Genomic DNA, 13,025 nt, shown 5'->3' on the forward strand with positions numbered 1-13,025 from the left:
TAATCTGTAACGCGGTACTTATGACTATATACCTAACCGAACTTGATACTACTAGTATAGAGTTTCCTTCGCCTTTCGACGCGCTTGATGAACCTAACGGTCTGCTCGCCTTCGGTGGTGATTTGTCACCCATGCGAATTTTAAACGCTTATAGCCAAGGTATATTTCCATGGTATGGCCCAGGGGAGCCTATACTTTGGTGGAGCCCAGCACCACGAGCGTTATTTAATCCTGAGACATTCGAACCGTCAAAAAGTCTTAAAAAGTTTCAAAGAAAGCATAATTACCGTGTCAGCATCAACCAAGCGACAGACAAAGTGATTGGCTACTGCTCCTCGCTAAGACCCGAAGAAGAAACTTGGCTAAACGGTGACATGCAGTCAGCGTACCGCGAACTTTCTTCATTAGGCTTCTGCCACTCCGTTGAGGTTTGGCAATGCGACGAGCTTATCGGCGGACTTTACGGTTTGCAAAGAGGCCAAGTCTTTTGTGGTGAATCGATGTTTAGTCTGAAGACCAATGCCTCTAAAATTGCACTGTGGTACTTTTGTGAACACTTTACACGATTCGGAGGAAAACTCATCGATTGCCAAGTCATGAACCCTCATTTGGAATCCTTGGGCGCTATCGAAGTAGATAGAGATGAGTTCCTTAGTGCTTTGAAAATACTTAAAGAAAATCAACTTAGCGATGGATGTTTTAAATCACAATGGCTAGAGGGAACGCCTTCATGAGTTCAGATTTACAACAAATCAGAATTGGATTGACCGATAACCATGCTTGCAGCTACCTGCCACATCTTCAAGAAAGAGTGGCAGTTACGCTTGATGAACACATGCATACTTCAGATAATTATGAAGTCCTGCTCGCCAACGGATTTCGCCGCAGTGGAGCGACCATTTATAAGCCACATTGCGATAATTGCTCTGCGTGCCAAGCTATTCGCCTCTCGATTCCCGAGGTCAAGTTTTCCAAAAGCCAACGACGAATCCTCAACAAAGCCAAATCACTACGTTGGGAATTGAAAGACGAGATGGATGACAACTGGTTTGACTTATATAGTCGCTATATAACCGCTCGTCACCGTTCGGGAACCATGTATCCCCCTAAAAAAGAAGAGTTTCTACAATTCTCTAAAAATGAATGGCTTGCCACAAAGTTCATGCACATCTATGATGATAGCCAGTTGGTCGGCATCGCCGTCACTGACGTGATGTCTCACTGCACAAGCGCATTTTATACTTTCTTCGATCCTGATATCGACATCTCTATGGGAACACTAGGTGTTCTGTTTCAAATCCAGCACGCCCAGAAAGAACAGAAACAGTGGTTATATTTGGGTTATCAAATCGATGAATGTCCTGCGATGAACTATAAAGTACGATTTCAACGTCATCAAAGGCTAGTAAATCAGCGGTGGCAAGGGTAGAATACGCGACAACTTTACATATTTTGATTTTAACGGCACAATCAAGCCGTTGAAAACCGCCAAATTTCGAAAGAGGATTAGATGGCTAAAGAAGACGTAATCGAGATGCAAGGCACGGTCCTTGATACTCTACCAAACACGATGTTCCGTGTTGAGCTTGAAAACGGTCACGTAGTGACAGCACACATCTCTGGTAAAATGCGTAAAAACTACATCCGTATTCTTACTGGTGATAAAGTAACTGTTGAGATGACTCCATACGACCTTTCTAAAGGCCGCATCGTCTTCCGTGCTCGTTAATTTTTAATTACCGAATACGATAAGAAGCGGAGCTTGATGCTCCGTTTTTTATCGACCAAACAAATACTAAAGAAACACCTGGTTAGCTCTCCAAGAGCCCCAACAATACCTTCAGTCTCCCGTAACATTCCCCTGCAATACACTTTTACCTAATAATTGTGTCACCAATAACAGTGTCACCAATCGCTGTTTGTATATGCGTAGGTTAAGCCAGCATAAACGGTTTATGGTCAAACAGTGCCCCAATCCACAGCTTTCTCTTTGTTTCAGCTACTCTATAACTAAAAAAACGCACAACCGAAGTCATGCGTTTATTATCGTGATTAGCTGTACCGCGCTCTCAATAAGCAGTCAGCAACAGCTTAAGCTGTTAAGAAATAGGCTTAATGCATAACCTCTTCTTTAGCACCAACATAGATGAAATCTAGATCGTCTTTAATCAGGGATACTTTAACCGTACCGCCGTCAACCAAACTACCAAACAGCAACTCATTAGCAAGAGGCTTTTTAAGCTTCTCTTGAATCACTCGTCCCATAGGACGCGCACCCATAGTCTTGTCATAACCTCTTTCAGCTAACCAATGACGAGCATCCTCAGAAACTTCTAAAGACACGCCTCGAGCGTCCAGTTGAACCTGAAGCTCAACAATGAACTTGTCGACAACTTGGTTAATCACACTTGGATCAAGGCTGTTGAACCAAATAACATTATCAAGACGGTTACGGAACTCAGGTGTAAATACCTTTTTGATCTCACCCATCGCGTCTGGCGCATGATCCTGTTGGATCAAACCGATCGATTTCTTCTCAGTTTCAGCGACACCAGCATTGGTCGTCATCACAAGGATCACGTTACGGAAATCCGCTTTACGACCGTTGTTGTCAGTTAGCGTGCCGTTGTCCATCACCTGTAGTAACAAGTTAAAGATATCTGGGTGAGCCTTCTCTATCTCATCAAGTAACACAACAGAGTGTGGATTCTTGATTACAGCATCAGTGAGCAGACCACCTTGGTCATAACCAACATAACCAGGAGGAGCACCGATCAAACGGCTCACAGAGTGACGCTCACCGTACTCAGACATGTCAAAGCGCAACAGTTCAATACCCATCAACTTAGACAGCTGTACAGTCACCTCTGTTTTACCGACACCAGTAGGACCAGCGAATAGGAATGAACCAACAGGTTTATTGTCTGCACCCAATCCTGCACGAGTCAGCTTAATCGCTTCGCTCAATACATCGATCGCTGGGTCTTGTCCGAATACCAACATTTTCATGCGGTCATCCAGTTTCTGTAACGTATCTTTGTCTGAAGATGATACTGACTTCTCAGGAATACGAGCCATTTTCGCGACCATTGACTCAATATCAGCCACGCTTACCGTTTTCTTACGACGGCTTGCTGGTGCCAAACGACTACGAGCGCCGGCTTCATCAATCACGTCAATTGCCTTATCAGGAAGGTGACGTTCATTAATGTATTTAGCTGACAACTCCACAGCGGCACGCAACGCTTTGTTGGTGTAACGCACTTCGTGGTGAGCTTCGTATTTTGGCTTCAAACCGATCAGAATCTTGGTTGTGTCATCTAACGATGGTTCAATAATATCAATTTTCTGGAAGCGACGAGCTAAAGCACGCTCCTTCTCAAAAATGCTGCTGTACTCTTGGTATGTCGTTGAGCCGATGCAACGTAATTTACCGCTGCTTAGTAGTGGCTTAATTAAGTTTGCCGCATCAACCTGACCACCCGATGCTGCACCGGCACCAATAATGGTGTGGATCTCATCAATGAATAGGATTGCGTCTTCTTCTTTCTCTAGTTGCTTAAGAATCGCTTTAAAACGTTTCTCAAAGTCACCACGGTATTTGGTCCCAGCTAGAAGTGAACCAATATCTAAAGAATAAATCACACTACTCTGAATGATTTCAGGTACTTGACCTTCAACAATACGCCATGCAAGACCTTCAGCGATTGCGGTCTTACCCACACCCGCTTCACCCACTAACAAAGGGTTGTTTTTACGACGACGACATAGAACTTGAACCGTACGCTCAAGCTCTTTATCACGCCCGATAAGCGGGTCGATATTACCTTGTTTCGCCACTTCGTTAAGGTTAGTTGCAAAATTTTCTAGACGATCTTCAGAATTAGCTTCTTCTGCATTCTCTGCGCCACCAAATGAATCAGACGGTGATGAACTATCACCTTCGTTACTGGCTTTGGTAATGCCATGAGAAATAAAGTTAACAATATCTAAGCGACTAATGTCGTTTTTCTTGAGCAAATATGCCGCGTGAGATTCTTGCTCACTGAAAATAGCCACAAGTACATTTGCACCTGTAACTTCGCTACGACCTGAAGACTGAACATGAAAAACAGCGCGTTGAAGTACTCGTTGGAAGCTCAACGTAGGCTGAGTCTCACGAGTCTCGTCACTTTCTGGGATAAGTGGGGTTGTTTGATCGATAAAAATATCGAGCTCATTGCGAAGAGCATCGAGATCAGCCTGACAAGCTTGGAGCGCTTCCTTGGCCGCATCATTTTCTAATAATGCTAGTAGGAGGTGTTCGACAGTCATGAATTCATGTCGCTTGTCTCGCGCACGAGCAAATGCACCATTTAAACTCGTCTCTAATTCTTTATTTAGCATAAGTACCTCCTAAGGGAACAACGGTGTTGTTCGAGCAATTTATACTTGCTCCATTGTACATAGTAGCGGATGCTCATTTTCCTTTGAGTACATCTTTACTTGCGCTACCTTTGTTTCCGCTATTTCAGCACTGTATGTGCCGCATATAGCTTTACCTTCATAATGAACCTTGAGCATCACTTCCGTTGCTTGTTCGATATCTAGTGAGAAGAATCGCTCTAGGATCTCGATTACAAAGTCCATAGGCGTGTAGTCATCGTTATTCAATACAACGTTATACATCGCCGGTGGCTTTACTTTTGTCTCTTCTTTCTCCAGTAAATCTGAGCCTGGAGATGCCCATTCAAAGTTTCTGCTCATATCGCTTTGCTAAGAGTTATTTTTCGGAAGTCGTGAGTGTTACGTCATTCAAATTTACCACATTCACGCATTACGGTGTACTAAGAAACTGCACCGAGAAACAGTACCAAAAAATATTCCTCTATACTGAGCCTAATCCACCATTTCCATCGCTGCAAATAAAAGATCTCTATTAACAGGATTAACATATGTGATTGATTAAAAAGACACCATAACTATTGATGCTAACGATAAGATTACCGCTAAGTTACTATTTAGTTAATAGTTTGCAGTTAATCTCGAATGTGATTTGTTATTAAAATTGATCACTTTTATACCAATTTACTATTGACTGCGCTCAATCATTAGCTACATTGGAGCTAAAAGGTTTTTCTGATACAACTTTATAACAAGATTCAAAATCGAGTAATACGCGTTAAGAATGAACAATAAGGAATAATTACGCAGGGTAGCGTTAATTTCCGTAAGCAATGTATGAGATTCAAGCTATCAGCTGAAATTATTTAGTTGGTAGGAATGATATCAATCGCACTTACAACAATTGATATAACAACGTTAGTAACAAAATGCATGAGGGATGTATAGCATGGCTACAGGTACAGTAAAATGGTTTAACAATGCCAAAGGGTTTGGCTTTATTTGTCCAGAAGGTGAAGACGGCGATATTTTCGCGCACTACTCCACAATACAGATGGAAGGTTATCGAACCTTAAAGGCAGGTCAGCAAGTCGACTATGAAGTAGAAAGTGGACCTAAAGGCTCGCACGCTAGCTCTGTTGTTCCTGTAGAAGGCAGCGCCGCTAAATAGGCGATGGCCAAATCATGTTGACCTCCATCAGTCCTAATTAACGGCTGACAGGTAAACAGAATATTGAAACCGCTCATTTGATACCCCTAATACAGGATTAAATGAGCGGTTTTTCGATCTAGAAGCTTTAACGTTGCTCACAGTACAATTCGCTCGAAGATGTTTGCCCCCAAGGTCTAGGTCTAGGTCTAGGTCTAGGTCTAGCAAAACATTATGAATAAAAAAGACGCTTTAACGTTATCGTTAAAGCGTCTTTCGTTTTGTATTGGTCTATGACTTAACTGTCAGACCAAGCAACTCGTTAGTCAATCATGATCATAATTTGCTAACGATGAGTCTAATCACTATGCGTCAATGAATGCGTTCAGTGTTGAGCTTGGACGCATTAGTGATGAAACCAGTGCATCATCAAGTAGGTAATAACCACCTAAATCACCGGCTGGACCTTGAGCGTTGTTTAGCTCAGCAACGATAGCTTCTTCACTTTCAGCCAATTGACTTGCCACACCTGCAAACTCAGCAGCAAGGTCAGCGTCAACCGTTTGCTCAGCAAGCGCTTTAGCCCAGTATGCTGCTAGGTAGTAATGGCTACCACGGTTATCAAGCTCACCTACTCGACGTGAAGGAGATTTGTTTTTATCTAGGAACTCGCCCGTCGCTTTATCAAGCGCGTCAGCGAGAACTTGTGCCTTAGCATTGCCAGTGACTACGCTTAGGTGCTCTAGAGATGCCGCTAATGCCAAGAATTCACCTAAAGAATCCCAACGCAGGTGGTTTTCTTTTTCTACTTGTTGCACGTGCTTAGGAGCAGAACCGCCAGCGCCTGTTTCAAACAGACCGCCACCGTTCATTAGTGGAACAATCGATAGCATTTTAGCTGACGTACCAAGCTCTAGAATTGGGAATAAATCCGTTAGGTAGTCACGTAATACGTTACCTGTAACAGAAATAGTATCTAGACCTTCTTTGATACGAACCAGTGAGTATTGCGTTGCTTCAAGTGGAGCAAGGATCTTAATTTCAAGACCATCAGTATCGTATTCAGGAAGGTACGCTTCTACTTTCTCAATAAGCTGAGCGTCATGTGCGCGAGACGCGTCTAGCCAAAATACCGCTGGAACACCCGATGCACGAGCACGAGTAACCGCTAGCTTAACCCAATCTTGAATTGGTGCATCTTTAACCTGACACATACGGTAGATATCACCTTCCTCTACGTCTTGCTCAAGAAGCACTGAACCTGAAGCATCTACAACTTGAACCTGACCAGCAGCTTCAAGGATGAAAGTCTTATCGTGAGAACCGTACTCTTCCGCTTTTTGAGCCATTAGGCCAACGTTTGGTACACTGCCCATCGTTGTAGGGTCGAAAGCACCGTTCTCTTTACAGAAATCAATAACCGCTTGGTAGATACTCGCGTAGCTACGATCTGGAATCATTGCTTTCGTGTCTTTTTGCTTACCTTCTGGATCCCACATTTGACCTGAAGAACGTAACATTGCAGGCATCGATGCATCAACAATGATGTCACTTGGAACGTGTAGGTTAGTAATGCCACGGTCTGAGTCAACCATCGCTAGTGGAGGCTGAGTTTCGTATACTGCTTGTAGGTCAGCTTCGATTGCCTGTTTCTGATCTTGAGGAAGTGCAGCGATTTTTGCGTATACATCGCCGATGCCGTTATTTACATCAACACCTAACTCGTTGAACAGTTGACCGTGCTTAGCGAATACATCTTTGTAGTAAACCTTAACCGCATGACCAAAAATCACTGGGTCAGACACTTTCATCATCGTCGCTTTCATGTGAAGAGAAAGCAGTACGCCTTGCTCTTTAGCTGATGCGATCTCTTTTTCAAAGAATGCAACCAAAGCAGCTTTGTTCATTACAGACGCATCAATGATCTCTTGATCTTGTAGAGCAAAAGCTGGCTTCAATGTTTTCTTCGCGCCATCTTTACCTACGAATTCAATGCTGACTTTAGTAGCACCTTCAATTGTCACTGACTTTTCGCTACCGAAGAAGTCTTTATCTTCCATGCTTGAAACGTGCGACTTAGAGTCTGCAGACCAAGCACCCATCGAATGTGGGTTTTTCTTCGCGTAGTTTTTAACAGAAAGTGGAGCACGACGATCCGAGTTACCTTCACGTAGCACAGGGTTTACTGCACTACCTTTAATTTTATCGTAAGTCGCTTTAACGGCTTTCTCTTCGTCAGTGTTTGCTTCTTCTGGGTAATTAGGAAGTGCGTAACCTTTTGACTGTAGCTCTTTGATCGTAGCTTGAAGCTGAGGTACAGATGCCGAGATGTTTGGAAGCTTGATAATGTTCGCTTCTGGTGTCTTAGCCAATTCACCTAGTTCTGCTAATGCATCACCAATACGTTGCTCTTCGTTCAAATAGTCAGGGAAGTTGGCAATAATGCGCCCTGCAAGTGAAATGTCGCGAGTATCAACGTTAATACCAGAAGAAGCTGTAAAAGATTGAATGATTGGCAGCAGAGAGTAAGTTGCTAGCGCCGGAGCTTCGTCTGTAATGGTATAGATGATCGTTGGTTTTTCAGTAGGCATGAAATTTCCCTATAGTTCTTACAAGCTCATTTAAAGTAGTGAGCATGTTATAAATTGACCAGTAAGCCACTCAAAGAGTGAAAACTGCTTACTCGATAGTCGTACTCTATCTTATTTTTCATGCAATCCTGATGACAGCATGAACCAAATCCGTGAGTGCGTTGTTATAATAAAACACGAAGGTATAATTAAACAAATCAGGCTTAAGAGTCCATCAACTTGTTCTATTTTGTGTCTTTTAGGCGCGCAAATGATAGCTCAATTCCGTTTCAGTGAAAACTTTTCAGCACACTTCGTTTACATTTTTGCAAGGTAGTTAACATGTCTACTCGCTCACACAGCGTATCTCGTTCAGACAAACCAGCTCGTGCTGGTGCAACATTAAAACAAAGCGGTAATAGACAAAACCGAAGCAGTGATAAAAATAACACGGGTAGTTCGCATAAAAAATCGCACTCGAGTAAGCACCGATATAAAAGCAAACCTACCAACGTGAAACCTAAGGTGGCAATCGAAGATCGCAAAGTCATTTTGTTCAACAAGCCTTTCGATACTCTCAGCCAGTTCACTGATGGCGAAGGCAGGAAAACACTCGCCGACTTTATTCCGGTTAAAGATGTTTACGCGGCGGGTCGACTTGATCGCGACAGTGAAGGATTAATGGTCTTGACCAATGATGGCATCTTCCAAGCTAAGTTAACTCAACCAAACTCAAAATCACCAAAGACTTACTGGGTGCAGGTTGAAGGCGCACCTTCTGAGGAAGATTTAGATAAATTGAGAAAAGGCGTAAAACTAAAAGACGGCATGACACTGCCTGCTCAGGTTGAGGTGATGTCTGAACCTGTTGTGTGGGAAAGAACCCCTCCAGTGCGTTTCAGAGCCGCAATACCGACAACATGGTTAGCGATTACTATCATTGAAGGGCGTAACCGTCAGGTAAGACGAATGACAGCAAATATCGGCTTCCCTACCCTGCGACTTATTCGCTATTCAATGGGCAATATGAACGTGGGTCAGCTTCAACCGGGTGAGTGGAAAGAGATTTAAAGTGATACTTCGATAAGTAGAGAAATGGTCGCTATATAAGCGGCCATTTTTATATTCGTTAATAATTTTCAGGCACAAAAAAGCCAGTCCTAAGACTGGCTTTTATCAACATTTAACAATTACTAATTAAGTAACTATTAGAAGCTGTAGAATGCAGCAGCGAAGATGAAAGTTTCTTCGTCTTTAGAAACACCTGAAGTAGTGTCTTTACCCGCATCAAGTTGCTGAGCGATATCGATACCCATGTCTACGCGGTCATTAAGCGTGTACATTGCTGCAACGTTAATTGTAGAAGTATCATTGTCAAACTTAGCATCTTCAGTAGTTGAGTTAGCATTGTAACCAGCAGCAAGAGTTAGTTGCTCTGTTACTGGGTAGCCAGCAGATAAGTAGTAACCAGTAGTTTCTAGGTTAGTAGTGTTTTTACCAACTAGATCTGACTTGTCACCGTCGTTGATCCAGAAGTTAACACCCAAGTCTAGCTCACCAATCTTAGAGTTACCAGATACAGAGTAAACTTGGTAATCAGCGTCATCACGAGTCTCGTAACCGCCGTATACGTTTGCGATTTCGCTTTCGTAACCAACGTAACCATTCACACCTTTATCGTTTTTAGGTGATGAGTGGCTTTCGTTTGTTTCAAAGTAAGAAACACCGTAAGCGAAACCCGAAGTCGCGCCTTGGAACTTAACTACGTTAAATGCGTCAGATGCATCGCCAGCAGAAGAACCGAACTCGTAAGTCATGTCGCCAGCGCCATCAACTTTATCAAGAGCAGTGTCATTTTCCCAACCGAAAGATGCAACACCAACACCAGTGTCAAAACCTAACCATGCTTTATCAACGTCAGTACCGAATTCGTTTTTAACATCGAAGCCGTTGTCGTTTTCATCAGTTGTCCAGTTAAGTTCGAAATCAGTTTCGAAGTAACCAACGATACGGTTGTTTTTGTAGCTAACAGCTAGAGTAAGAGCTGTTGCCCAGTCATCGTACATAGCGTTAGTTTTAGTATCGTAGTAACCACCCACACCGATTGCGCCAGAAACAGAGAACTGCTCTTTGTGCATTGGGTCAAATTCGAATGTTGGTTTTGCGTTGCCTAGTTCTACGTTCGCGAAAGCTGAAGTTGAAGCTGCTGCGATTGTTAGCGCTAAAAGAGTCTTTTTCATAATAAATCCACTGCCTTTTCTAAGAATGGGAGATCCTTGCCCGGTTCCCTTTTTTTATTTTTTGCGACTGGTCATTACCACTCTTTGTTGGTTAATCACCGTCACTAAATTTCGAGGTCTAGATTGCAAAAGATTATCCTGCGTGTCAAATAAACTAAAAACACATCTAAAAAAAACACAAACCAATAAAAACCAATGACTTACATTTTTTTTCATTGTTTTACGAGTAACTTATCCTTAGTTTTATCAGGAAATATAATAATATAAAAAAGGAACATAACAAAATTTAAATCTATAAAATCCAATAAACAAACATCAAATCAGAACTTAACACCTACAAGTCAGTCTTTTTTAATATATATATTTCACAACATAAATAAAATCGTTAAGTTCCTGATGGTTCAGTTTTTTTTTGTGAACAAGATCTACCTTTGATTCAAAAGCAGGCTATTTCGCCGCAAATGTACCGACCAGTGATATGTGCTACTATCCTCGCTCCGTTATGTAGGTCACAGTATGCTAACTACTAAAATTCAAAAATCCATTCGCACCAGTTATCAAAACCTCCAAGACCAGTTGGACAACTTTGTACCTCGACGTGCTCAAAATTACCTAGTTGCAGAAATAGCTAAGACACTTTGTGGTCAATACCACAAAAGTAATCGCATGATTGTTGCTGAGGCGGGAACAGGAATCGGGAAATCACTCGCCTATCTCATGGCAACGATTCCTGTCGCTGTGCTAAACAATCGAAAAATCGTCATTTCAACAGCGACGGTTGCGCTTCAAGAACAGCTCGTAAATAAAGATCTCCCTCTATATAGAAGACTTACTGATAGAGAGTTCTCTTTTATACTCGCCAAAGGTAGACAGCGTTATTGTTGTACCGAGAAGTTAGCCGCCGCTTGTGGGGTTGATGGTGGACAAATGGCCATGTTCGAGTCCAAACCAAAAAAGAAAGACATCGAACAACTCCAAACCATGTACCGCAGCCTAACCCAAGGTAAATGGGATGGCGACCGTGATTCGTGGCCAAAACCTATCGACAACATGATTTGGCAGATGATCGTCAGTGATAAGCACAGCTGTAACAACAGTATGCCTACGCACAGAGACTGCCCTTTCCAAAAAGCGCGCTCAGAGCTAGATAAAGCAGACGTGATTATCGCCAATCACAGTTTAGTGATGGCTGATGCTGACCTTGGTGGCGGCGTGATACTGCCCGAGCCAGAAAATAGCATCTATATATTCGATGAAGCTCACCATTTACCGCATGTAGCCAGAGATCACTCCTCTGCAGCTGCGAGCTTAAAAGGCGCGGCATCGTGGTTAGAACGTTTGAATCAATCCATCACTAAGCTTTCTGGCCTCGCCGACGAGAAACGTGTACATCGATTTAGAAATGAACTGCAAAACTCAGTGCAGCAGCTAATCCCTACCCTGACTCAAATGAGCAAACAGTTTGATGCAAGCCACTTTGAAGACGGCTTGTATCGCTTCGAGCATGGCGACTTACCTGATTGGCTAGAGAATGAATCTAAAGATCTCAAGCAACTCACACAAAAGGCGAGCCAAGCCATTGCGAAAATTGCAGACCTGATTGCAGAACGAGTTAAAGACGGAGAACTTTCAACAAAACTGGCAGAGCCTGCGCTTGCAGAAATTGGCTTCTATATTCAAAGGACAGAAAACCTTGCTCAGGTTTGGCGCTTAATGGCTGAACCTAAGAGAGAGAAGGGAGCGCCTTTAGCGCGTTGGCTTGAACTAAATAAAGAGAGTGAAGGCGATTTCGTTGTGAATGTTTCGCCACTAGAGGTGGGTTGGCAACTGGACCAACAGATCTGGAGTCGTTGTGTTGGTGCAGTACTCGTCTCTGCGACAATGAGAGCACTCAACTCCTTCAACTTTTTCTGTCATCAAGCTGGTATCAGTCAAAAAGCCGAAGACGGTGTACAATTTCTTGCTTTGGCATCGCCGTTTGATTATCAGAACCAAGCTGAGCTGGTTGTTCCTGCAATGAAGTACGAACCGCAAGCACCTCAGTTTACTGAATATCTTATTGAAATATTGCCTAAGGTAATAGAAGACAACAAAGCCAATCTCGTTTTATTCTCTTCTTATTGGCAAATGAATAAAGTTGCAGAAGCTTTGGCAACAGATTTCGTTAAAAAGTCGTGGGCATTGCAGGTTCAAGGTGATACTTCACGAACCGAAATCCTAAAAAAACATAAAAAGCTGATAGATCAAGGTAAGACCAGCGTCCTTTTTGGAACGGGTAGCTTTTCTGAAGGTCTTGATCTACCTGGTGAGCTACTTGAAAACCTCGTTATTACCAAGATTCCTTTTGGTGTTCCTACCTCTCCTGTAGAGCGAGCACATTCAGAATATATTGAATCACGCGGCGGTAATCCTTTTATGCAGATTACTGTTCCAGAAGCGAGTAAAAAGCTTATTCAATCTGTGGGTAGATTGCTGCGTAAAGAACGAGATTCTGGTAGAGTCACGATCCTTGATAGACGCATAGTCACGAAGCGATACGGGAAATCCCTACTCGATTCGCTACCGCCTTTTAAAAGAACAATAAAATACTAATTTTACTGCCCTCAAGGTAGTTATGGGCCTGTCATCGCTAGGCCCTCGCATTCACAACCCAACATGACTAATCCATTGATTATTCATGTA

10 protein-coding genes are annotated in these 13,025 nt (G+C 42.8%); 6 read left to right on the forward strand and 4 right to left on the reverse strand.

Annotation, left to right across the window (positions count from 1 at the left end; translation table 11 throughout):
* Nucleotides 1–20: 20 nt before the first annotated feature.
* From aat to infA, 3 genes are all read left to right on the forward strand, one after another.
* Nucleotides 21–734 (forward strand): leucyl/phenylalanyl-tRNA--protein transferase, encoded by a 714-nt coding sequence (aat, locus tag AC3CH4_RS10025; protein WP_488542914.1) that lies wholly within the window; start codon nt 21–23, stop codon nt 732–734.
* Complete coding sequence (locus AC3CH4_RS10030) at nt 731–1,429, forward strand: arginyltransferase (protein ID WP_004736551.1); 699 nt, start codon at nt 731–733, stop codon at nt 1,427–1,429. Before aat ends, AC3CH4_RS10030 begins: the two co-directional genes overlap by 4 nt.
* Before the next feature lie 81 nt (nt 1,430–1,510).
* Nucleotides 1,511–1,729, forward strand: coding sequence for a translation initiation factor IF-1 (gene infA / locus AC3CH4_RS10035; protein ID WP_001040192.1), 219 nt, complete (start codon nt 1,511–1,513; stop codon nt 1,727–1,729).
* Nucleotides 1,730–2,112: 383 nt separating this feature from the next.
* Here the strand turns inward: infA and clpA are convergent, their stop codons facing one another.
* Nucleotides 2,113–4,386 carry an ATP-dependent Clp protease ATP-binding subunit ClpA gene (clpA, locus tag AC3CH4_RS10040; protein WP_004736550.1) on the reverse strand — a complete coding sequence of 758 codons (2,274 nt, stop codon included), beginning with the start codon at nt 4,384–4,386 and terminating at the stop codon, nt 2,113–2,115.
* A 39-nt stretch (nt 4,387–4,425) separates the two neighbouring features.
* The gene (gene clpS, locus AC3CH4_RS10045; protein WP_004736549.1) at nt 4,426–4,746 is read right to left on the reverse strand and encodes an ATP-dependent Clp protease adapter ClpS; all 321 of its coding nucleotides are present in this window, start codon (nt 4,744–4,746) and stop codon (nt 4,426–4,428) included.
* A gap of 586 nt (nt 4,747–5,332) precedes the next feature.
* Between clpS and cspD the strand changes: the two genes are divergently transcribed.
* A complete protein-coding gene (gene cspD, locus AC3CH4_RS10050) occupies nt 5,333–5,554 on the forward strand; it encodes a cold shock domain-containing protein CspD (RefSeq protein ID WP_004736548.1) in 222 nt (73 codons plus the stop codon).
* A gap of 344 nt (nt 5,555–5,898) precedes the next feature.
* Here the strand turns inward: cspD and AC3CH4_RS10055 are convergent, their stop codons facing one another.
* Nucleotides 5,899–8,124 (reverse strand): NADP-dependent isocitrate dehydrogenase, encoded by a 2,226-nt coding sequence (locus tag AC3CH4_RS10055; RefSeq protein ID WP_488542915.1) that lies wholly within the window; start codon nt 8,122–8,124, stop codon nt 5,899–5,901.
* 321 nt (nt 8,125–8,445) lie between these two features.
* Here AC3CH4_RS10055 and AC3CH4_RS10060 point away from each other — a divergent pair, with 321 nt between their 5' ends.
* Entirely contained in the window at nt 8,446–9,174 is a 729-nt protein-coding gene (locus AC3CH4_RS10060) for a pseudouridine synthase (protein WP_102501184.1), read from the forward strand.
* A 137-nt stretch (nt 9,175–9,311) separates the two neighbouring features.
* Here AC3CH4_RS10060 and AC3CH4_RS10065 read toward each other — a convergent pair whose 3' ends face one another.
* The gene (locus AC3CH4_RS10065; RefSeq protein WP_171327798.1) at nt 9,312–10,343 is read right to left on the reverse strand and encodes a porin; all 1,032 of its coding nucleotides are present in this window, start codon (nt 10,341–10,343) and stop codon (nt 9,312–9,314) included.
* Nucleotides 10,344–10,859: 516 nt separating this feature from the next.
* Here AC3CH4_RS10065 and dinG point away from each other — a divergent pair.
* Nucleotides 10,860–12,935: an ATP-dependent DNA helicase DinG gene (dinG, locus tag AC3CH4_RS10070; protein ID WP_488542916.1), complete on the forward strand. Its 2,076-nt coding sequence runs from the start codon at nt 10,860–10,862 to the stop codon at nt 12,933–12,935.
* The last annotated feature ends 90 nt before the right edge of the window (nt 12,936–13,025 follow it).

This window comes from Vibrio sp. QJM3NY_26 (genome assembly GCF_057786005.1).

What these genes read in the sequence shown, in the direction of transcription:
- AC3CH4_RS10030 (WP_004736551.1), top strand. Translation starts at nt 731, where the DNA reads ATGAGTTCAGATTTACAACAAATCAGAATTGGATTGACCGATAACCAT.
- AC3CH4_RS10060 (WP_102501184.1), top strand. Translation starts at nt 8,446, where the DNA reads ATGTCTACTCGCTCACACAGCGTATCTCGTTCAGACAAACCAGCTCGT.
- clpS (WP_004736549.1), bottom strand. Translation starts at nt 4,746, where the DNA reads ATGAGCAGAAACTTTGAATGGGCATCTCCAGGCTCAGATTTACTGGAG.
- cspD (WP_004736548.1), top strand. Translation starts at nt 5,333, where the DNA reads ATGGCTACAGGTACAGTAAAATGGTTTAACAATGCCAAAGGGTTTGGC.
- AC3CH4_RS10065 (WP_171327798.1), bottom strand. Translation starts at nt 10,343, where the DNA reads ATGAAAAAGACTCTTTTAGCGCTAACAATCGCAGCAGCTTCAACTTCA.
- aat (WP_488542914.1), top strand. Translation starts at nt 21, where the DNA reads ATGACTATATACCTAACCGAACTTGATACTACTAGTATAGAGTTTCCT.
- clpA (WP_004736550.1), bottom strand. Translation starts at nt 4,386, where the DNA reads ATGCTAAATAAAGAATTAGAGACGAGTTTAAATGGTGCATTTGCTCGT.
- dinG (WP_488542916.1), top strand. Translation starts at nt 10,860, where the DNA reads ATGCTAACTACTAAAATTCAAAAATCCATTCGCACCAGTTATCAAAAC.
- infA (WP_001040192.1), top strand. Translation starts at nt 1,511, where the DNA reads ATGGCTAAAGAAGACGTAATCGAGATGCAAGGCACGGTCCTTGATACT.
- AC3CH4_RS10055 (WP_488542915.1), bottom strand. Translation starts at nt 8,124, where the DNA reads ATGCCTACTGAAAAACCAACGATCATCTATACCATTACAGACGAAGCT.